The organism is Rhizobium sp. AB2/73 (assembly GCF_020871915.1).
Taxonomy (GTDB): domain Bacteria; phylum Pseudomonadota; class Alphaproteobacteria; order Rhizobiales; family Rhizobiaceae; genus Rhizobium; species Rhizobium dioscoreae.
Genome location: NZ_CP067071.1, coordinates 3,245,516 through 3,265,507, shown reverse-complemented (window position 1 = coordinate 3,265,507; position 19,992 = coordinate 3,245,516). Strand labels below are relative to the sequence as shown.

The following is a 19,992-nucleotide window of genomic DNA, read 5'->3' as shown; positions in this document are numbered from 1 at the left end:
TTTCGGCATCATGCTCTAAGGCGGCTTGAAAGGAATTTTCTAGAAGAATTGGCGAAAGTGGAGCGGGCTACCCGAGCTCCGGGCGTCCCGCCTCCGCAGCAAAAAAGGGGAGTGGCACATGAGCAGAGTGGCATTGGTAACCGGCGGTACGCGTGGCATCGGAGCCGCCATTTCGATGGCGCTGCACAATGCGGGTTACAAGGTGGCGGCAACCTATGCCGGCAATGATGAGAAGGCCCGGGCTTTCCACGATGTGACGGGTATCTCGGTCCACAAATGGGATGTCACCGACTATGAGGCGTGTGGCAAGGGCATCGCCAAGGTCGAGCATGATCTCGGCCATGTCGACATCCTGGTCAACAATGCCGGCATCACCCGCGATGCCATGTTCCACAAGATGACGCCGCAGCAGTGGCATGAGGTCATCAACACCAATCTCACCGGCCTCTTCAACATGACGCATCAGGTCTGGCAGGGCATGCGCGACCGCAGCTTCGGCCGCGTCATCAATATCTCTTCGATCAACGGTCAGAAGGGGCAGATGGGACAGGCGAACTATTCCGCCGCCAAGGCCGGCGATCTCGGCTTCACCAAGGCGCTTGCCCAGGAAGGGGCCGCCAAGAACATCACGGTGAACGCGATTTGCCCTGGCTATATCGGTACGGAGATGGTGCTGGCGGTGCCGGAGAAAGTGCTGAACGAGCGCATCATCCCGCAAATCCCGGTTGGGCGCCTCGGCGAGCCTGAGGAAATCGCCCGTATCGCGGTCTTCCTCGCCAGCGACGATGCCGGTTTCATCACGGGATCGACCATATCTGCCAATGGCGGCCAGCTCTTCGTATAAGCAATTCCAGAAGAAGCGCAGGGCAGCTTTTCCCGAAGCTGTGTAAAGGCAATGAGATGAAGCGGTTCGGAACTCTTGCGGGAGGCTGAGCCGCTTCAGGCCGTTTTGGAGCGAGATGCCGAAAAGTATCAGAGGATTTTCGGACGACATCACGCCTACTTCAGATTCAAGAGTGGATTTAGATTTTAGGCCGACTCGACCTAAAATCATCCGGCTCTAAAGGCGGATTAAGAGTTCCCAGTCCCCGCGTGCAATCATCCCCGGTTTGAATTTGCTTGCTGTCGCTGCCGTGGCTTGAATTCCAGAACGACGGCTTCAAGTGCGACCTGCTGCTTTTCCTTGCCGCGTGCTCTTGCCGCGCTGGCGAGGGCGTAGAAAGTCGTGCCGATGAGCACGAGTGCTGCAATGCTTGCGATGATTGCGGCCATGATGCCGTTCCTTTCTCAAAACACTGCCCCCTTCCCGCGGTTGATGGCGCGGGAAGACGATTTCCCGAGGGAACGGTTGTTCCGTGAGTTTGTTCCAGAGCGGGTCCTGACCGGTCGTTAAGGACGATCGGTCAGGCGATGCCGGCTTTAGCGGCAGCGAGCTTCGTAACGGTGACCATACCGGTCGCGGTAGATGCAATATCCGCGACGATCTTCCGAGCGTCCGATGAGATTGCCGACTACACCGCCAGCGACTGCGCCGACAGCGGCGCCACCCCAGCTATGCGTGGCTACGCCGCCGATCAGCGCGCCGGTACCGGCGCCGATGGCCGTGCCTTTTTCCGTTGCCGTGCACGACGCCAATGCGCCGAGGAGGGCGATCGCGACGATGATCTTCTTCATGGTGTTAGCTCCCTAGTGTTGCGAGGTTTGAACAATAACCTGCGGATCAGATCCGTCCCATTAATAACAGAATGAGGACAATGACGAGAACAAGCCCGAGACCGCCCGATGGGCCATATCCCCAGGACCGGCTGTAACCCCAGCTGGGTAGTGCGCCGATCAGCAGCAGAATCAGTATCACAAGCAATACCGTACCAAGCATGATGTGTCTCCTCCATGTCCATCGCTTGAATATAACGCCAATATCGCTTTCCGATCCGGCGTTATCCTTCCAGCGCTCCAGCTCAAATCTGTTTCCAGGGAACAGGCTGAGTTCCTCAATTCTGTCCATGTAAACTTGCGTGCTCGATAATTGTTCCGGCTAAGAAATAAAAATGCGAGTAGGCAGGGGCCTGGGCTCTTAGGAAAACGTTCGTGCGGCAACCTCATATGGCCGTTGCGGGAGCGATGGGAGATCCGTTTGTATGGTTAAAATATGATTAAAATACAATGGCTTGTAGTGAACGAAACGGGAAAGGCCCGATGTCTGTGATTCGTCGGCGATTCGTTCTCTATATGGACTTGGGTTAACCGCGAGCCTCCTCCAGGTACGCCGTCAACGGTGCTGGAGGGCGAAGCGGAGCCCGGGTGAACCGCATAGATGGTGTTCTCGCCAGGCGATTGTTTAATTTGCGGCAGGTTTGTGGGAGGCTCGTCTATTCATGGCAGTGCTATTTCGCGATGCTGTTCCGACGAAATACAATATGTAGCCGTGAACAAATACGATACCTGCCCCTATCCGCGATTCGTCACCGATTCGTTCCGGCTTTGATCGATGTGTTAATGGCTGCAGCTTTTGCGTGTATTTGCTGATTCGTTATAGCTGAGCTCGTTAAAAGGTTAATCACAATCGCTGATTCGGCCGGAATTCGGGTCTCAACCATTCAGAGTCCGGTATGTCCGCGGCCGGGAAACACTAAATATTGTGGAGAACAGAAACGGAACCGCTAGGAATCTGCGATTCGTCTCCGATTCGTTCCGGCTTTGACCCGGATGTTAACGCCATCCCTTGATTCACGCGAAACTTCATTATTTACAGATCATTAACCATAGTGCGATGGGAAATTTCGCTGGCTGAGCTTTCTCCGCTTGACTCCTTTTGCGCTGGAAAAGTTGCGTAAACAAGATTCAGCATATGGTGTGAATCTTTTCATTGAAATCCATATGTAGTCGTGAACAAATAAGGAACGCAGTGGAGTCAGCGATTCGTCTCCGATTCGTTCTCAAGCTGTTCCGGAATCGCCGGGACTCGCATGGGATGCAGCCGAAATGTAGCTTACGGTTGAGGCGATCAAAGATGAAATCGATTGTTGTCGTATCTGTTTTTTCATTCGGGTCTTGCCTTTGTCACATATGGTCGTCATCTGTTCGTTTCCTCCAGGAGGAACATGCTGATCGGAAGACGGTAGTTTCTCGCCCATGCACGGACCTATGACTCAGACTTCGCAGCCCATGATCCTGAGCGGACGCGGCGTAACCGCGGTGCTCGGACCAACCAATACCGGCAAAACCCATTATGCTATCGAGCGCATGGTGGCACACGGCAGCGGCGTGATCGGCCTGCCGCTGCGGCTGCTTGCCCGCGAGGTCTATACGCGCGTTGTCGAAAAGGTCGGGGCACACAATGTCGCGCTCGTGACCGGCGAGGAAAAAATATCACCGCCCAATGCGCGCTATTCGGTCTGCACCGTCGAGGCTATGCCGCGCGAGACGCGCGCTTCCTTCGTCGCCATCGACGAGGTGCAGCTTGCCGGTGACCTGGAGCGCGGGCATATCTTCACCGACCGCATCCTGCATCTGCGCGGCCGCGACGAAACCCTGCTGCTTGGTGCCGGCACCATGCGGCCGATTCTCGAACAGCTTCTGCCAGGAATTACCGTTCTCGAACGACCCAGGCTGTCGCATCTCTTCTACGCCGGGCAGAAGAAGATCACGCGCCTGCCGCAGCGCACGGCGATCGTCGCCTTTTCCGCCGACGAGGTCTATGCGATCGCCGAGCTTATCCGCCGTCAGCGCGGTGGCGCGGCCGTCGTTCTCGGGGCGCTCAGCCCGCGCACCCGCAACGCGCAGGTGGCCCTCTATCAGGCCGGCGATGTCGAATATCTGGTTGCGACCGATGCGATCGGCATGGGGCTCAACCTCGATGTCGATCATGTCGCCTTCGCCCAGGACCGCAAGTTCGACGGCTATCAGTTCCGCAACCTTAATCCGGCCGAGCTCGGCCAGATCGCAGGTCGCGCCGGCCGCCATCTCAAGGATGGCACTTTTGGCGTGACGGGACAGGTCGATCCCTTCGACGACGAACTCGTGCGTCGGATTGAGGGACACGAATTCGATATGGTCAAGGTGCTGCAATGGCGCAGCAAGGATCTGGATTTCGCTTCGATCGCGGCGTTGCGCGCAAGTTTGGAAGACGCGCCTCGCGTGCAGGGCTTGACGCGGGCGCTGCCTGCGGTAGACCAGCAGGCGTTGGAATATCTGTCACGCGATCTGGAGATAGTCGATCTTGCCAGCAACCCGGCTCGGGTTGAGAAATTATGGGAGGCCTGTGCGCTTCCCGACTATCGGCGCATCACGCCTGCCCAGCACGCCGATCTCATTGCCGCCCTCTTTTCCGATCTCGTGCGCTATGGCACGGTGAAAGAGGATTTCCTGGCCGAACAGGTGCACCGCGCCGATCGGACTGACGGTGAGATCGACACGCTTTCGGCGCGAATCGCGCAGATAAGGACTTGGACCTATGTGTCGAACCGGCCCGGCTGGCTTGCCGATCCGACACACTGGCAAGAAAAGACGCGGGAAATCGAAGATCGATTGTCCGACGCGTTACATGAGAGGTTGACGAAACGCTTTGTTGATCGCAGGACATCTGTGCTCATGAAGCGCCTGAGAGAGAATGCGATGCTGGAAGCTGAAATCAGTGTGAATGGAGATGTCTTCGTTGAGGGACATCATGTGGGACAGTTGACCGGATTCCGGTTCACGCCTATCGCAGGGACCGAGGGGCCCGATGCCAAGGCTGTCCAGACGGCCTCGCAGAAGGCGCTGGCGCTGGAATTCGAGGCACGTGCCGCACGTCTGCATGCGGCCGGCAACGGCGATCTCGCGATCAGTGCCGATGGCCTCGTGCGCTGGCTCGGCGATCCTGTGGCACGTCTGTCGGGAAGCGATCATGTCATGCGTCCGCGCGTCATCCTGCTCGCCGACGAGCAGCTGACGGGCAATGCGCGCGATCATGTCGCCGCGCGTATCGAGCGCTTCGTGAACCACCACATCAGCACGATCCTGAAGCCGCTCGACGATTTGCAGCGTGCTGAGGATCTGCAGGGTCTTGCCAAGGGACTGGCCTTCCAGCTGGTGGAAAATCTCGGCGTTCTCTTCCGCCGGGATGTCACTGAGGAAGTGAAGTCGCTGGATCAGGATGGACGCGCCTCCATGCGCCGCTATGGCGTTCGTTTTGGCGCCTACCATATTTTCGTGCCCGCCTTGCTGAAGCCGGCTCCGGCCGAGCTCATCACGCTGCTTTGGGCGTTGAAGAATGATGGCTTGGATAAGCCCGGCTATGGCGATCTGATACCGGTTCTCGCTGCCGGCCGCACCTCGGTCGTCACCGATCCAGGCTATGAGCGCATGTTCTACAAGCTCGCCGGCTTCCGGTTCCTCGGCAAGCGCGCGGTGCGCATCGACATTCTGGAGCGCCTGGCGGACCTTATTCGTCCGCTACTGCAGTGGAAGCCCGGCCAGGCTTCGCGCCCTGACGGCGCCTATGACGGCCGTCGTTTCACCACGACGACCGCAATGCTCTCCATTCTCGGCGCAACGCTCGAGGATATGGAAGAAATCCTCAAGGGTCTCGGTTATCGCGCCGATTCGGTAAAGGCGGAGGAGGCTGTGGCTTTCCTCGCCCAGCAGGATGCGGCTGCGGCACCAGCGGCGCCGGCCGCGGACGCCGTTGCTGAAAAGGCCGACCATGACGATGCCGATGCTGCGAGTGACGAGCCGGCTAAGGAAACGGAAGCTGTCACCCAGGAAGCAGCTCCGGCTGCGGATGTCTCGGCTGAACCGGTTGCCGTAGCGACTGAGGCCGCCGAGGCTACCGAAGCTGGTGCTGTTGCCGCGGAAGCAGCCGAGCCTAAGCCGGTTCTGCTTTGGCGTCTGGGTGGTCGTAACGACAATCAGCAGCGTCAGGGTGGCCGTGGCCATGGCGATCGTCGCGGCCAGCAGGGCGAGGGCCGTGGTCACCAGGGCAATCGCCGTGGCGGCGAGCAAGCCGCCGGTGAAGGCGGTCGTGATCGTCGCGACGGACGCGACAATCGTGAAGCTCGTGGCGGCGATAAGGGGCCGCGCGGCAATCGCGAAGGCGGCCGTCCCCAGCATCAGGGCAACCGTGGCGAACGGGGCGATCGTCAGGAACGTGGCGACCGGAATGATCGCAACAATCGCGGCGCATCGCAGCCGCTACGCTTCGAAGCCAAGCCGCCGCGCAAGGAAAAGCCGATCGATCCGGATTCTCCTTTCGCCAAGCTCGCTGCCCTCAAGGAGCAGATGAAGAAATAGGCCATGACGGACGAGAAACAGCCATTTTCCGGTTCGCGCCAGCGCATCGATAAATGGCTGTTCTTTGCCCGCATGGTGAAATCCCGCTCATTGGCGCAGCTCTACGTGCAAAACGGCAGCGTCAGGGTGAATGGCGAGCGGATCGCCCAATCGAGCTTCGGCGTCAAGGCAGGCGACCGTATCGAACTCTCGCTCGAGCGGCGCGATATCGTATTGATGGTGCGGTCGGCCGGCCAACGCAGGGGGCCATTCGAGGAAGCCAGGCTGCTTTACGAAGATCTGACGCCGCCGCCGGATGAGACAAAACGTCTCACCCCGTTCGAGCAGGCGTTGCGAGCACCGGGTAGCGGCAGACCCACGAAACGAGATCGGCGCGCAATCGACCGCCTCACCGCCGACGACGATTAGAAAACTCTGCCTGTCGCAGACGGTTTTCAAGATTGTTTGTCCTTGAAATTGGCTGACAAAGTGGATACCTCACGATCAACCTGCCGGTAACCCGCCGGACGGCGCGCTTGTGCGTCACGTCCGTTCGGCTCCGTGGAAAGGTGCGACGTTCCAGGTTGCGCATCCGCGGGAACTAGAGACATTCCTGGAGTGCTTCATGACATATGTCGTGACCGACAATTGCATCCGCTGCAAATATACCGACTGCGTGGAAGTCTGCCCCGTCGACTGCTTCTACGAAGGCGAGAACTTCCTCGTCATCCATCCCGACGAATGCATCGATTGCGGTGTCTGCGAGCCGGAATGTCCTGCCGAGGCGATTAAGCCCGATACGGAGCCGGGTCTCGACAAGTGGCTGAAGGTCAATGCGGAATACGCCGCCATCTGGCCGAACATCACCGTCAAGCGCGACCCGATGCCGGAAGCCAAGGAAATGGACGGCGAGCAGGGTAAATTCGAGAAATATTTCTCGGCCAACCCCGGCGCGGGTGACTGATCGAAGGTCGTGACAGACCGTCGATAAAGGTGTAGTCGATATTGCGGAAAGCGAATCATTGCCGTTGGGCCGCTGGTCGGTCAACGTGGCCATTTTGGCGCGCGTGCAGCAAATTATTGATTTCCTCAGATTTTTGTGATAGGTTCCTCATACTGATCCACTGCGGCATTTCGCATGCCCAAAACCATCACGAAAGCAAATCAGCAATCCGTACGCGGTTTCCTTGACATATCAACGTATTGTGTTGTCGGGTCCCGGATCGCGATGGACGGGTTTCTGTTTGCATAAGTCTGGCTGGACCAGGATGAAGTGACCCGACGGTACGTCCGTCTCATCCGGGCCTGACTGACCCGGCACCCCGGCCCTCACGGGGCGCGTAACAGGGAGTTTTTGAAAAGAATGACGACCCAGCAGAAAAAACCTTCAGCAGCACGCCACGGCTTCAAGACTGGTGAAGCGATCGTTTATCCGGCCCATGGCGTCGGTACGATCACTGCGATCGAAGAACAAGAAGTCGCAGGCATGAAGCTCGAGCTGTTCGTAATCGACTTCGAGAAAGACAAGATGCGCCTGAAGGTGCCGGTGGCCAAGGCCATGAGCATCGGCATGCGCAAGCTTTCCGAGACGGATTTCGTCGAGCGTGCATTGAAGGTCGTGCAGGGCAAGGCCCGCGTAAAGCGCACCATGTGGTCGCGCCGCGCGCAGGAATACGATGCCAAGATCAATTCCGGCGATCTGATCTCGATCGCGGAGGTCGTTCGCGATCTCTATCGTGCCGAGAACCAGCCGGAGCAATCTTATTCGGAGCGCCAGCTTTACGAAGCTGCTCTTGATCGCATGGCGCGCGAAATTGCCGCCGTCAACAAGATGTCGGAAACCGAAGCCGTTCGCCTTGTCGAAACCAATTTGAACAAAGGCCCGAAGCGCGGCAAGGTCGTCGACGACGACGACTCGCAGGACGAAGCCGCATAAGGCCAAGACGCCACCATTGCTTCAAAAACCCGGCCTTCGTGCCGGGTTTTTTTCTTTGGAACCTTTTCCGTTCTGCCGCGTTTAAGCCTCGTGTTGGCGGTCGGTGTGGGTGCTCTCCTGTGGAGAAGGGGTTCCATACAGGCCGTATTGTAGACATTCACGAGGACCGGCCTATGCGTTTTCACTCGAAGCTCCCAGGCGATCTGAAGATGATTAAATTGGCAGACCCGTTCGATGAGATCGAACTAGATTAGTCATCGATGATCCGGCGATCCGGATAATCGATTTCCAATTCGCAATTTCATTCATTGATTTCCATCCGAGCAGCGATGTTCGGAAACGATGCTTGCTGCCCTTTTCGTCGACCGCGGCATAGAGACGATTTGAGGGCGAAACCCAGGAGATGCATATGACGAATATGTCTGCAGATCGGCGCATGATCAAAGTTGCGATGGCTGCTCCCTATCTCGATCGCGACGAAGAACACGATCTCGCCATACGCTGGAAAGACCACGACGATCGCGGTGCCCGCAATCAGATCGCAACCGCCCATATGCGCCTCGTCATTTCCATGGCGGGGAAATTTCGCAATTTCGGGCTGCCGATGAGCGATCTGGTGCAGGAAGGCTATGTCGGACTGCTGGAAGCGGCCGCCCGCTTCGAACCGGAGCGCGAAGTTCGCTTCTCCACCTATGCAAGCTGGTGGATCCGCGCTTCGATCCAGGATTATATCCTGCGTAACTGGTCGATCGTACGCGGCGGCACGAGCTCCGCCCAGAAAGCGCTGTTCTTCAATCTACGCCGCTTGCGCGCCAAGCTTGCCCGCAGCAATTCCAACGTCACCGTCCAGTCCATCCACGAGGAAATCGCCGTCACGCTCGGCGTCAGCCTCGCGGATGTGCAGACGATGGATGCGCGTCTTTCCAGCAGCGATACCTCACTGCAGGCACCCTCCATCTCGGGCGATTCCGAAAGCGCCGAACGCATCGATTTCCTGATCAGCGACGAACCGCTTCCCGACGAGCAGGTCTCCGATATGATCGATGGCGAGCGCCGTCGTGTCTGGCTGGCATCAGCTCTGAAGCATCTCAACGAGCGCGAAATGAAGATCATCCGGGCGCGCCGCCTAGTCGAAGATGGTGCGACGCTCGAAGAGCTCGGCGCCGACCTCGGTATTTCAAAGGAGCGCGTGCGGCAGATCGAAAGCCGCGCCATGGACAAGCTCCGCAATGCGCTTGTCGATGCGGACCCGCGCATGGCAAGCTACGCCTGAGGCAGATCTTCTCCCGGCTGGGAGCGATCTATTCCGAGATAATTTTGACCCTATCGCCCGGCACAATCGTCGCCCCGGTTGGTAGGGCATTGATCAGTTTGAACAGGTCGAGCTTGCGATCGGTGCCCATCATGCGGGCAGCGAGCGTGGTGATAGTGTCGCCAGGCTTGACGGTGACGACACGCACGCGCAACGGCTTCAGCGAGGCCGCCTCCTCCGGCGTCATATGCCGGAAGCTCGCGCGCAGGACATTGGCGGTCTGATCGAGCTGGGCGATATTTCCTTTCGGCACTGCCGTCAGGAAACGGAAGATTTGCGTGCGGTCGCGGATGACAGTCACATCGAAATCCCAGCGATCGGCGGAGGCGCGCGCTGTCGCGGCCGGCATGCCATTGACCGTGATCGACTGAATCGAATTGGGATCGAGGCCCGTGACCCAGCCGCTGGAAATATAGTTCGTCAGATTCTGGCTCTGGGTATCGGCAACGCCATCGAAACGGATGGCGATATCGCCTGGGCCAGTCGCCATGACGGCTTCGACCTTGTTGTCGATGCGGAAGTCGGGCGGCACGTCGAAGCGGATGCCAAGGCCGCCATGCAGGAAGGTCTGGCCGCGCACATAGCCTTCCTCGGGGCTGTCGCCATAGAGCAATCCATCGATGCCGTTGAGATAATAATCGCGGCCGATGTCGCCGACCTTGCCTTCCTCGCCGAATTCGCGGGCATGCGCCTTGGCAAGGTCGATGCGCTGCGGCGTGCTCGGGTGGCTCGAAAGGAAGTCCAGGCTCTGGTCGACGTCGGAATTGGCCGACATGAAGCGGCTGTAGTCTTCCATCGCGTTCAGGAAGCGAGCGGCGGCATAAGGATCGTAGCCGGCTTGGCCGAGCGTGCGGATGCCAATCTCGTCGGCCTGCAGTTCCTGCTGGCGCGAGAAGGCGGCAAGGCGCAGCTTGCCGCGGGCAAGCGCCTGCTTGCCGGCCAGATCGCTCGACAGGACTTCCGAAACGACGCGGCTGGCGATGACTTCGGCTTCCTCGCGTTTCTGTCTTTCGATGCCGTGGTTGGCGGTGACGTGCGCCATTTCATGCGCCAGCACGGCAGCGACTTCTGAAGCGTCGTTGGCGAGCGCCAACAGGCCGCGTGTCACATAGAGATAGCCACCCGGCAGCGCGAAGGCGTTGATCGAGGGAGAATTGAGAATGGTGATGCGGTAGGACTGCTGAGGATTTTCCGACACGCTGGTCAGCGCGCCGGCGATGCGGGCGACGAGCCGCTCGGTCTTGGCGTCCTTATATTCGCCGCCATAGCTTGCGAGGATACGCGGATGTTCGCGAGCGCCCATCTGCGCGCGAGGATCGTTCTTCTGCACTTCAGAAACGATCTGCGGATTGGCGGAGGGAGAAACGCTCGGCTGGTAGGATTGATCCAGCACCGTCTGGCAGCCGTTCAACATTGCCGCGGCCGTAAGGACGGGGACAAAGCGGCGCAAACGGGCTGCGACGGTCGCATCGATCCTTCGTTGTGCTCGCTTGCTCTGCTTCAGGACCTGCATCCTACTCATTTCGCTGTCATGCCGGCTCGGCGCCAAATCCGGTTGATCCTTACCGGGCCGATCATCGTGCGCCGACAAAGGTTACTTCCGCCCCCATCGATCCGCATTTACCCGGACGGTCTCCACCCCTTGCTGTAGCCGATTTTGGCACCGGTTGCATAGCGAGACTCCGTTTAAATGTGGCAGCGTTGTATTTTAGCAAGCATTTCCGAGGACTTTCAGCCGCTTCGCTAGACGAAATTAAGGCAAAACCGGCAGCAAGATGCTGCGACGCAATCAATGTTGCAGAAATGTGGTCAACGCCGGAATGCCGTCTGCCTCCAGAAAAATTTCGAGGGGCGCGGCGAGCTTGATCGTGCCGCCATCGATGAAGACGGCGTGGTCGGCGAGGCGCCGTACTTCGGTCGGATCATGCGAGACAATCAGCACCGTGTTGCAGGTTTCGCGATGCAGGGTTTTCAGGAGTTCGACCATGCCGGAGCGCAGGCCGGGATCGAGAGCGGCGAAGGGTTCGTCGAGCAAAAGGATCGGCTTGTCGCGCACGAGCGCCCTTGCGAAGGCGGCGCGCTGCCGTTCGCCGCCGGAGAGTGTCCCCGGTTTGCGCGTTTCGAAGTTAGGCAGTCCGACGCGCGCCAGAGCTTTCGAGACCCTTTGCCGGTCCTCCTTCGAAAGCTTCAATGACGGGCTGATGCCGAGGCCGACATTGGTGAAGAGATCGAGATGAGCAAAGAGGTTGTTGTCCTGGAAGACGAGCGACACGGGCCGTTCAGCGGGGGGCAGGCCGGTTACGTCCTGTCCGGCAAGCAGAACGCGGCCTCGATCCAGCGGTTCGAAGCCGGCTAGCAAATTGAGGAAGGTCGATTTTCCTGATCCCGACGGCCCGGCGACGGCGATGATCTTGCCCTGTGGCAAATCACAGTCGAAGCGAAAATCATGGGTGCCGAGGCGCAGCTCGACGCCGGCCATGACGATGCCCTGTTCCTTCATGTCGTGGCCGTCAGCCATGTCGCCTGCTTTCGTCATCGCGTGCACCCTGGCCGGCCGTGCCGGCAATGGTCAGGAGAAGACATACCAGGCCAAGGATCAAGGCATATCCATCGGCATCATTGGTGCGGTAGCTGCCGAGCTTGCTGTAGACCAGCCAGGGCAGGGTCATCAGGCTGTCCGAGCCGAAGAGAGCCACGGCGCCGAGATCGCCCAGCGACAGCGCCATGGCAAAGGAGAGGGCAGTGAAGAGCGGCTTGCGCAGGCCGGGCCAATCGATGAGACGAAGGCGGGAAATGCCGCGAAGGCCGAGGCTTGCCGCCAGCCGTTCGGTGCGACGGACATGGACCGCATAGGCTGGCTCGATGACACGGATGACGAAGGGCAGCGCCATCAGTGCGTTGATGACGACGATCAGGATGGCCGCAAAGCGGCTCGGGTCGCCCAAGGGCCGGAGTGCCAGGAACCAGCCGGTCGCCAGCACGATGGGTGGGACCAGCAGGATGAGTGAAGAGCTTCCGCTCAGCACGATTGCCAGGCCGCGGAGGCTGAATGTCTTACGGCGATCCGCCGATATTACTGAGCGGGCGCGAATGATCGCAAAGGATATCAGGACGGCGAGAAGTCCGGCGGCAAGCGCGATTGCAAGACTCGTGAATGCCGCCTGCAGGAAGATCGGCTGGGCGGCAAGCTTCAGAAGATTTGCTTCCAGACCGGTCACGACGATCGAAGCGAGGGGCATGCCGAGAAAGAGCGTAGCGGCCAGCAGCAACGCAGCATCGCCGAATCGCGCAGCCATTCCCTGCCCATCGATGCGCCGCAGGGCGCGGCCGCTGGTGAGGCCATGATCGTCAGGTGCACGAAACAATGTCATGGCGCCGAGGATGACGAGAGTGACGACGATTTGCAGAAGCGACAACATGACGGCGCGGCCGGGATCGAAATCGAAGCGCAGCGCCTGATAGATCGCCACCTCCAGCGTCGTCGCGGCCGGGCCGCCGCCGAGGATCAGGACCAGCGTGAAGCTGGTGGCGCAGAGCATGAAGATCAGCCCTGCGATGCCGGGAATGAGGCCACGCAGGATTGGCCATTCGATGAAGCGGAAGACCGAGGCGGGCCGCATGCCGAGCCCGCCGGCCACAAGCCAATATTCCGCCGGCACGCGCTCCAGCCCGGCAAGCATCAGCCGGCAGGCGAGTGGCATATTGAAGAAGACATGGGCAAGCAGGATGCCGGCAAGGCCGTAAATGCTGACCGGCTGTGAGAGGCCGAGTGCCGATAGCGCCTGATTGATGAGTCCCTGCCGGCCCCAAATGCCGAGCAGGCCGAGCGCGCCGATCAGCACGGGCAGGCCCATCGGCACGGCCATCAGCCGGATGAGCCAAAGCCGGCCGGGAAAGCTCGGCTGGCGCGCCAATGCGCGCGCGACCGGAATGGCGAGCATAACGGAGAGCAGCGTCGAAAGCACCGCCTGCAGCAAGGTGAAACGCAGAACGCGCAGCAAGTAGGGGTCTGCCAGGGGATTGGTGCCGCCGGATTCGATGCCGGCGGCAAGCAGGACGAGCACGGCGATCCCGACGAAGAACACGATGCCGACGAGGCTGACTGCCCCACCGGAAATGGCGCGTTTTCGCTCTGGTGCCGTGAGTATCGTCAAAGCATCAGTCGCCGCTGGTGGCGGCCAGCCATTCGTCGATCCAGGCCTTGCGGTTCTTGTCGACATCGGCGGGGCTCATCAGGAAAGTCTTCGACGGCACCACGAGCTTGTTGAAGGCGTCCGGCAGCGGCTCCGAAGTGGCTGAAACCGGCATCATCCAATTGCTTGTCGGGATGATGTCCTGGAAGCCTGTGGAGATCATGAACTTCAGGAAGTCCCGAGCCAGGTCCTTATTCGGTGAAGACTTGATGAGGCCGGCAACCTCGATCTGGACGTAATGCCCTTCGGAGAAGGCGGCGGCCTGGTAGCGATCCGTCTTGTCCTCGATCATGTGATAGGCCGGCGACGTCGTATAGGAGAGCACCATCGGCGCTTCGCCCTTTGTGAAGAGATCATAGGCCTCCGACCAGCCGGGGGTGACAGTCAGAATGCGGCCCTTGAGCTTTGTCCAAGCATCGGCGGCCTTGTCGCCGTAGATCGACTTGACCCAGAGCAGCAGGCCGAGACCCGGCGTTGAGGTGCGCGGATCCTCGATGACGATCTTCTGACTGGGATCGCCCTCGACGAGATCCTTCATGCTCTTGGGGGGATTCTTGACCGTCTGGCTGTCATAGATCACGGCGAAATGGCCGTAGTCGTAAGGCACGAAAACATTGTCCTTGAAACCGCCGGGAACCTTGAGGGCCGAGGTGTCGACGCCGCTGGCATCGAAGAGGCCGGTATCCTTCGCTTCATCGATGAGATTGGTGTCGAGGCCGAGAACGACATCGGCCTTGGTGCCCGTCCCTTCCAGCTTCAGACGCGAGAGAAGCGCCACGCCATCGGTGACGGCGACGTAATTGACCGTGCAGCCGCAGGTCTTCTCGAAAGCGGCCTTGACCCTGGCGCCCGGACCCCAGTCGGCGGTGAAGCTTTCATAGGTGTAGATGGTCAGGGTCTTGTCGGCTGCTTCGGCCGTCTGAGCAGCAAAAAACGACGTTCCGGCGGCAAAGGCCAGGCCTGCGAAGAATGACAATAGCGAACGGTGTTGCATGACAGCGCCTCCTTTTTGGTTTCGTCTTGAAGGGGAAAAGGGCGCTATGATTTCGTCACGCGTCTAATCCCTCCGCCGGTGTTAGCCGGATCAGGTTCCGCGGGTTGGCCGGTGAAAGCCTCTCAGCCGAAATGTCCGAAGGACATAAGGCACCCCGTTAGAGCATGGGCAGATTTAGCCTTGTGACGAAGGGATGACAAGGGAAATGATGCCCTTGACGATTGCAGCACGAACGGTTTACTCGGCAGCCTCCGCGACCGCCGGGTTTTCGAATTTCTTTGTCGCCCCCGGAAGCTGCACGTTCTTCAGCGTCAGCGCGGTCAAAAGGCCGAGGAGGCAGATGCCGGCGGCGGTCACGAACAGCGGGCTGAAGGCGCTCGCATAGGCATTGGCGACCGCCTCGCGGGTTGCTTCCGGCAAAGCCGCCATCATCTTCGGTGTCAGCTGCTCGATATCGGATACGCCTGATATGGAGATACCGACATTGCCGAGTTTGGCGGCGATGATGGCGCCGTAGATGGAGATGGCGATGGAGGCGCCGCCCATGCGCGATAGCGTGACGGCACCCGTTGCCGCACCGACGTCACGGGACGCGGCTGCATTCTGCACGCCGATAACGGGCACCTGCTGCGCAAGGCCGATGCCGATGCCGTGCAGCAGCATCAGGCCGCCGATGACCACGATGGGCGTACCGGCAGGCAGGAAGGCCAGCGAACCGAATGCGATGGCGCTGCAGGCGGCACTTGCGACGGCGAAGGGCTTGTAGCGCCCTCTCGCGGCAATCAGCCGGCCGGCCGATAGCGAACCGCAGACGATGCCGCCGGTCAGGAGAATGAACAGCAGCCCGGCCATGGAGGGCGAAAGGCCCGTCGTCGTCTGCAGGAAGAGCGCGAAATAATTGACCATGCCGATGGCAACGGCGCCGCTGGTGATCGAGATGATCAGCAGAAGGCCGAATGTCGGGTTGCGGAACAGCGTCATCGGCACGATGGGCTCCGGTGCGCGGCGCTCGATAAAGACCCAGGCGGTGGCGCAGATCACGCCGAAGGCGATGATTCCGAGGCATTGCGGCGACAGCAGCGATCCGAAAAGCTCGGTACCGTCGGCGGCAAGCACGATGCTGGTCGTCGTCAGCGCAAGAACGATTGCGCCGGCATAGTCGATCTTCGGGCGCCGGGCCGGTTTGCGATAGGGAAGCATGGTGGCAAGGCCGGCCAGAACGATAAAGCCGATCGGCACGTTGACGAGGAAGATCGAACGCCAGCCGAAGAGATCGCTCATCGTGCCGCCGAGAACGGGGCCGATGGCGCCGGAAGCCATGAGCACGAGGCTCGAATAGCTCTGGTAGCGGGCGCGTTCCCGCGGCTCGAAGAGGTCGGCGTTGACGGCGAAGATCGACACGAGGATGCCACCGCCGCCGAGGCCTTGAAGGACGCGGGCGGCGATCAGCGTATCCATCGAGACGGCAAGGCCGCAGACGGCGGAGCCGATCGTAAAGATCGCGATGGCCGTCATCATCACATATTTGCGGCCGAAGAGATCGCCGAGCTTGCCGTAGACGGGCATGACGGCGGAGAGCGAAAGAAGATAGGCCGATCCGATCCAGCCGAAGCGCTCCAGATGCCCGAATTCGCCGACGATCGTCGGCAGTGCCGTCGAGACGATCTGGTTATCCAGCGTTGCCATGAACATGGCGGTCATCAGAAACAGGAAAAGAATAAGCCGCCGCTTATGATCCGCCACGAGCGGCGTGAAGCTTGTCTGCATGTCCATGGGGCAGGAAATCCGAACTTGGCCGAAACGTTGCGCGGTCGATCGAATGCGCGGGACGCCCGGTTTTCATAGTTGAGATATATGTGCCATTAGCATATAAATGTCAACAACAGGTGGATGCTGTTTGCATGTTTTATTTCTTTACCGCCTCTGATATGGTGGAAAGATGACATCTGCGACGAATACACGTGAAATTGAAGCCCGAGCCCTGACCGACGACGAGAATCTCCTGCGTATCGGCCATGCGATGACGCGCATGCGTCTGCTGACGGGCCGCCGCATGATCGGCAGGCTTGCCATCCAGAGCGTCGCACCGGGACTTGAGCTGTCTCATCTCGACGTGCTCGATGTCGTGCGGCGGGCGGAAGAGACGGGCGAAGTCACCGTCGGGACGATTGCCGAGATGCTGCGCATCGATCCGTCGCGGGCGAGCCGCATCGTTGCCGACATGGTGACGCGTGGCGTATTGCGGCGCAAGGCATCGCAAGCGGACGCACGGCGTATCGTGGTGGTGTTGACCGCGCTCGGGCAGCGATTGCTGTCGGAGATCCAGGCGCAGAAATATTCCGTCATCGGCAGCATCTTCGCCGATTGGACGCCGGAGGAAATCGAGAATTTCTCGCTGCTGTTCGACCGCTACGTCAGCGGCTACGAGCGGGTTTTCCAGGCGCGCATCAAGGAAACGGACGACTGAGCGGTTGTCGCGGTTGTTCTTGAGCATGGCGCTCTTCCCTAGGGATACGACTTTGCGCTATGGGCTTGCCTCATGAGCCAGTCCACCACCTTCACCATCCTGCTTGGCGGCGAGCTTCGCCTGACGGAGCGATTGCGCGATGCCGTTTCCGGCAGTCGTTTCATTGCGGCCGATGGCGGCATGCGCCATGCGCTCGCGCTCGGGGCGGAGCCGGAGCTGTGGGTCGGCGATTTCGATTCCACGCCTGCCGATCTGCAGGGAGCCTTTCCGAATGTCCCCAGGCAACCCTATCCGGCGGCGAAGGCAGCGACTGATGGCGAGATCGCCGTTTCGGAAGCGATCGATCGCGGTGCCACGAGGCTGATCCTTGCTGGTGCCATGGGTGGCGAGCGGTCGGATCACGCGATCCAGCACCTGCTTTACGGCGTGCATCTGGCCGAAAAGGGCTTCGATATCTTGCTGACCTCCGGTGACGAGGAGGCGGTGCCGCTTCCGCCGGGTGAACTCACGCTGGCGCTGCCGGCTGGCTCGCTGTTTTCAGTCCTCGGATTCAGCGACCTGACGGGTCTCTTCATCGAGAATGCCCGTTACCCCCTGCACGATTTTCATTTGCCCTTCGGCGCGTCGCGCACCATTTCCAATGTGGCGGAAGGCGACGTGCGCTTTTCGCTCGGCAGCGGCAGGGCCATCGTTCTTGCCCGCCCTTATGACCTTTCCGGAGTCTGATCTTGGCCCCTCCCATTCTGAAACTCGACGACATCTTCCTGAGCTTTGGCGGTGCGCCCTTGCTCGCCGGTGCCGGCCTGCAGGTGGAGCCGGGTGACAAGATCTGCCTTGTCGGACGCAATGGTTCCGGCAAGTCGACGCTCCTGAAGATCGCCGCTGGTCTTGTCGAGGCGCAATCGGGCGAAGTCTTCCGTCATCCGTCGTCGACCGTGCGCTATCTCGAGCAGGCACCGGATTTTGCCGGTTACAAGACAGTCGCCGCCTATGCCGAAGCCGGCCTCGGGCCTGGTGATGATCCCTATCGCGTCACTTACCTCCTTTCGCATCTCGGCCTGACCGGCGAGGAAGATCCGAAAAATCTCTCCGGCGGGGAAGCACGCCGTGCGGCGCTTGCCCGTGTTCTGGCGCCGGAGCCGGATATTCTGCTGCTCGACGAGCCGACGAACCATTTGGACCTGCCGACCATCGAATGGCTGGAAGGCGAATTGCAGAAGAGCCGCAGCGCGCTCGTGCTGATCTCGCACGACCGGCGTTTCCTGGAGAAGGTTTCGACCGCGACCGTCTGGCTGGATCGCGGCACCTCGCGCCGGCTGGATAAGGGATTTGCCCATTTCGAGGCCTGGCGCGATCAGGTACTGGAAGCCGAGGAGCTGGAGCAGCACAAGCTCGGCAAGCAGATCGAGCGCGAGGAGCACTGGTTGCGCTACGGCGTGACCGCGCGGCGCAAGCGCAACATGCGCCGTCTCGGCGAGCTGCAGGACATGCGTTCGCGCTACCGCGGCCATAGAGGTGCTTTGGGCACCGTACAGGCGGCTGCTTCCGATGCGCAGGAAAGCGGCAAGCTGGTGATCGAGGCGGACAAGATCACCAAGGCTTATAATGAGCGGGTCATTGTCGCGCCCTTTTCGATCCGTGTGCATCGCGGCGATTGCATCGGTCTCGTCGGCCCGAACGGCGCCGGCAAGACGACGCTTCTGAAGATGCTGACGGGTCAGCTCGAGCCTGATAGCGGCACGGTGAAGCTCGGCACCAATCTGGAGATCGCGACGCTCGACCAGAAGCGCGAGGAGCTGAACCCGGAAGATACGCTCGCCAACTATCTGACCGATGGCCGCGGCGAGAACCTGCTCGTTAATGGCGAGCAGCGGCATGTGACCGGCTACATGAAGGAATTCCTCTTCCAGCCGGAGCAGGCGCGCACGCCGATCAAGAACCTCTCCGGCGGCGAGCGCGCCCGGCTGATGCTGGCGCGCATCCTGTCGCGGCCGACCAATCTCCTGATCCTCGACGAACCGACGAACGATCTCGATATCGAGACGCTCGATCTGCTGCAGGAAATCGTGTCCGGTTTTGCCGGTACGGTCATCCTCGTCAGCCACGATCGCGATTTTCTCGACCGCACTGTGACCTCGACGATCGCGCCTGCCGATCCGGAAGAACCCGATGGGCGCTGGATCGAATATGCCGGCGGCTATTCCGACATGCTCGCCCAGCGCAAGGGAGCGATCGAGGAACGCAGGCGGGCTGAAAAGGCGGCCGAAAAGCCGAAATCGACCGAAGCTTCGGCGCCGGCTTCCGAGGCTTCGAAGGGCAAAGCCAAGCTTTCCTACAAGCAGAAATTCGCGCTCGAAAACCTGCCGAAGGAAATGGCGAAGGTGGAGGCCGAGATTGCCGCGCGCGAGAAGAAGATGGCCGATCCGAACCTCTTTTCCAAGGATGCCGCAACGTTCAACCGTCTTGCCGCGGAGATGGAAAAGCTGCGCGAGAGCCTGACCAGGATGGAAGAGGAATGGCTGGAACTCGAAATGCTGCGCGAGGAGCTGGAGGGCTAAGGCCCATATCCGCTCATCCTATGCGCGTCTTTACTATGCAGTAAAAACAATCGGTTGCGCTCGGTCGCGGCCGGTTCATTCCCTGTTGTCGAATCCGATAAACCGTTTATACATAAACGCATGTTGCCGGACCACGCTCCGGTTGATACCCCCGGGCCGGCGCGGCCCGTGGCGCAAGTTGGGGAAGTCCGAAGCGACCTGGGTTCACTGCGCCTGATGGCGACAGGTTCTTCGTAGAAAGTTGCAGACAAATTTTGTGAGCGCTTACCGTGATGACGGCGCC

Annotated in this window: 17 protein-coding genes and 1 riboswitch; of the genes, 9 read left to right on the top strand and 8 right to left on the bottom strand. The window is 60.1% G+C overall.

The features are described 5' to 3' along the window. The first annotated feature begins 118 nt into the window (after positions 1 to 118). Positions 119 to 844, top strand: a complete 726-nt coding sequence (locus I8E17_RS16020; protein WP_069611533.1) for a beta-ketoacyl-ACP reductase — start codon at positions 119 to 121, stop codon at positions 842 to 844. 254 nt (positions 845 to 1,098) lie between these two features. On the opposite strand, the gene I8E17_RS16015 is transcribed toward I8E17_RS16020, so the two are convergent. The 3 genes from I8E17_RS16015 to I8E17_RS16005 form a co-directional block, all read right to left on the bottom strand. Beyond that, a complete protein-coding gene (locus I8E17_RS16015) occupies positions 1,099 to 1,272 on the bottom strand; it encodes a hypothetical protein (RefSeq protein ID WP_176727992.1) in 174 nt (57 codons plus the stop codon). Positions 1,273 to 1,419: 147 nt separating this feature from the next. Beyond that, positions 1,420 to 1,674 carry a YMGG-like glycine zipper-containing protein gene (locus I8E17_RS16010; RefSeq protein WP_069611534.1) on the bottom strand — a complete coding sequence of 85 codons (255 nt, stop codon included), beginning with the start codon at positions 1,672 to 1,674 and terminating at the stop codon, positions 1,420 to 1,422. Between the two features lie 46 nt (positions 1,675 to 1,720). Continuing rightward, the gene (locus I8E17_RS16005) at positions 1,721 to 1,876 is read right to left on the bottom strand and encodes a DUF3309 family protein (RefSeq protein ID WP_069611648.1); all 156 of its coding nucleotides are present in this window, start codon (positions 1,874 to 1,876) and stop codon (positions 1,721 to 1,723) included. Positions 1,877 to 3,144: 1,268 nt separating this feature from the next. On the opposite strand from I8E17_RS16005, the gene I8E17_RS16000 reads away from it, so the two are divergent. The 5 genes from I8E17_RS16000 (at position 3,145) to I8E17_RS15980 (ending at position 9,458) form a co-directional block, all read left to right on the top strand. Beyond that, positions 3,145 to 6,270 (top strand): helicase-related protein, encoded by a 3,126-nt coding sequence (locus I8E17_RS16000; RefSeq protein ID WP_083258126.1) that lies wholly within the window; start codon positions 3,145 to 3,147, stop codon positions 6,268 to 6,270. Between the two features lie 3 nt (positions 6,271 to 6,273). Then, positions 6,274 to 6,678 carry an RNA-binding S4 domain-containing protein gene (locus tag I8E17_RS15995; RefSeq protein ID WP_113367193.1) on the top strand — a complete coding sequence of 135 codons (405 nt, stop codon included), beginning with the start codon at positions 6,274 to 6,276 and terminating at the stop codon, positions 6,676 to 6,678. A 196-nt stretch (positions 6,679 to 6,874) separates the two neighbouring features. Next, on the top strand, positions 6,875 to 7,213 hold the full coding sequence (gene fdxA / locus I8E17_RS15990; protein WP_069611537.1) for a ferredoxin FdxA: 339 nt from the start codon (positions 6,875 to 6,877) through the stop codon (positions 7,211 to 7,213). Positions 7,214 to 7,612: 399 nt separating this feature from the next. Beyond that, positions 7,613 to 8,185 (top strand): CarD family transcriptional regulator, encoded by a 573-nt coding sequence (locus tag I8E17_RS15985; protein WP_069611538.1) that lies wholly within the window; start codon positions 7,613 to 7,615, stop codon positions 8,183 to 8,185. Positions 8,186 to 8,594: 409 nt separating this feature from the next. Further along, positions 8,595 to 9,458, top strand: coding sequence for an RNA polymerase factor sigma-32 (locus I8E17_RS15980; protein ID WP_069611539.1), 864 nt, complete (start codon positions 8,595 to 8,597; stop codon positions 9,456 to 9,458). A gap of 28 nt (positions 9,459 to 9,486) precedes the next feature. Here the strand turns inward: I8E17_RS15980 and I8E17_RS15975 are convergent, their stop codons facing one another. The 5 genes from I8E17_RS15975 to I8E17_RS15955 form a co-directional block, all read right to left on the bottom strand. Continuing rightward, the gene (locus I8E17_RS15975) at positions 9,487 to 10,911 is read right to left on the bottom strand and encodes a M48 family metalloprotease (protein WP_229002121.1); all 1,425 of its coding nucleotides are present in this window, start codon (positions 10,909 to 10,911) and stop codon (positions 9,487 to 9,489) included. Positions 10,912 to 11,286: 375 nt separating this feature from the next. Then, on the bottom strand, positions 11,287 to 12,015 hold the full coding sequence (locus I8E17_RS15970; protein WP_113367195.1) for an ATP-binding cassette domain-containing protein: 729 nt from the start codon (positions 12,013 to 12,015) through the stop codon (positions 11,287 to 11,289). Next, complete coding sequence (gene thiP, locus I8E17_RS15965) at positions 12,008 to 13,645, bottom strand: thiamine/thiamine pyrophosphate ABC transporter permease ThiP (RefSeq protein ID WP_113367230.1); 1,638 nt, start codon at positions 13,643 to 13,645, stop codon at positions 12,008 to 12,010. Before thiP ends, I8E17_RS15970 begins: the two co-directional genes overlap by 8 nt. Positions 13,646 to 13,655: 10 nt before the next feature. Then, positions 13,656 to 14,684 (bottom strand): thiamine ABC transporter substrate binding subunit, encoded by a 1,029-nt coding sequence (gene thiB / locus I8E17_RS15960; protein WP_113367196.1) that lies wholly within the window; start codon positions 14,682 to 14,684, stop codon positions 13,656 to 13,658. 50 nt (positions 14,685 to 14,734) lie between these two features. Beyond that, positions 14,735 to 14,851: riboswitch (TPP riboswitch) on the bottom strand. A 70-nt stretch (positions 14,852 to 14,921) separates the two neighbouring features. Next, on the bottom strand, positions 14,922 to 16,457 hold the full coding sequence (locus I8E17_RS15955; protein ID WP_069611542.1) for an MDR family MFS transporter: 1,536 nt from the start codon (positions 16,455 to 16,457) through the stop codon (positions 14,922 to 14,924). A 166-nt stretch (positions 16,458 to 16,623) separates the two neighbouring features. Between I8E17_RS15955 and I8E17_RS15950 the strand changes: the two genes are divergently transcribed. The 3 genes from I8E17_RS15950 to I8E17_RS15940 all read left to right on the top strand — a co-directional run bounded on the left by I8E17_RS15950 (position 16,624) and on the right by I8E17_RS15940 (position 19,709). Next, a complete protein-coding gene (locus tag I8E17_RS15950) occupies positions 16,624 to 17,151 on the top strand; it encodes a MarR family winged helix-turn-helix transcriptional regulator (protein WP_069611543.1) in 528 nt (175 codons plus the stop codon). A 72-nt stretch (positions 17,152 to 17,223) separates the two neighbouring features. Next, positions 17,224 to 17,877: a thiamine diphosphokinase gene (locus tag I8E17_RS15945; RefSeq protein ID WP_113331469.1), complete on the top strand. Its 654-nt coding sequence runs from the start codon at positions 17,224 to 17,226 to the stop codon at positions 17,875 to 17,877. A gap of 2 nt (positions 17,878 to 17,879) precedes the next feature. Further along, a complete protein-coding gene (locus I8E17_RS15940) occupies positions 17,880 to 19,709 on the top strand; it encodes an ABC-F family ATP-binding cassette domain-containing protein (RefSeq protein ID WP_113367197.1) in 1,830 nt (609 codons plus the stop codon). The last annotated feature ends 283 nt before the right edge of the window (positions 19,710 to 19,992 follow it).

Coding starts and splice junctions, on each gene's coding strand:
- I8E17_RS16020 (WP_069611533.1), top strand. CDS start 119: ATGAGCAGAGTGGCATTGGTAACCGGCGGTACGCGTGGCATCGGAGCC.
- I8E17_RS16015 (WP_176727992.1), bottom strand. CDS start 1,272: ATGGCCGCAATCATCGCAAGCATTGCAGCACTCGTGCTCATCGGCACG.
- I8E17_RS16010 (WP_069611534.1), bottom strand. CDS start 1,674: ATGAAGAAGATCATCGTCGCGATCGCCCTCCTCGGCGCATTGGCGTCG.
- I8E17_RS16005 (WP_069611648.1), bottom strand. CDS start 1,876: ATGCTTGGTACGGTATTGCTTGTGATACTGATTCTGCTGCTGATCGGC.
- I8E17_RS16000 (WP_083258126.1), top strand. CDS start 3,145: ATGACTCAGACTTCGCAGCCCATGATCCTGAGCGGACGCGGCGTAACC.
- I8E17_RS15995 (WP_113367193.1), top strand. CDS start 6,274: ATGACGGACGAGAAACAGCCATTTTCCGGTTCGCGCCAGCGCATCGAT.
- fdxA (WP_069611537.1), top strand. CDS start 6,875: ATGACATATGTCGTGACCGACAATTGCATCCGCTGCAAATATACCGAC.
- I8E17_RS15985 (WP_069611538.1), top strand. CDS start 7,613: ATGACGACCCAGCAGAAAAAACCTTCAGCAGCACGCCACGGCTTCAAG.
- I8E17_RS15980 (WP_069611539.1), top strand. CDS start 8,595: ATGACGAATATGTCTGCAGATCGGCGCATGATCAAAGTTGCGATGGCT.
- I8E17_RS15975 (WP_229002121.1), bottom strand. CDS start 10,911: ATGTTGAACGGCTGCCAGACGGTGCTGGATCAATCCTACCAGCCGAGC.
- I8E17_RS15970 (WP_113367195.1), bottom strand. CDS start 12,015: ATGGCTGACGGCCACGACATGAAGGAACAGGGCATCGTCATGGCCGGC.
- thiB (WP_113367196.1), bottom strand. CDS start 14,684: ATGCAACACCGTTCGCTATTGTCATTCTTCGCAGGCCTGGCCTTTGCC.
- I8E17_RS15955 (WP_069611542.1), bottom strand. CDS start 16,457: ATGGACATGCAGACAAGCTTCACGCCGCTCGTGGCGGATCATAAGCGG.
- I8E17_RS15950 (WP_069611543.1), top strand. CDS start 16,624: ATGACATCTGCGACGAATACACGTGAAATTGAAGCCCGAGCCCTGACC.
- I8E17_RS15945 (WP_113331469.1), top strand. CDS start 17,224: ATGAGCCAGTCCACCACCTTCACCATCCTGCTTGGCGGCGAGCTTCGC.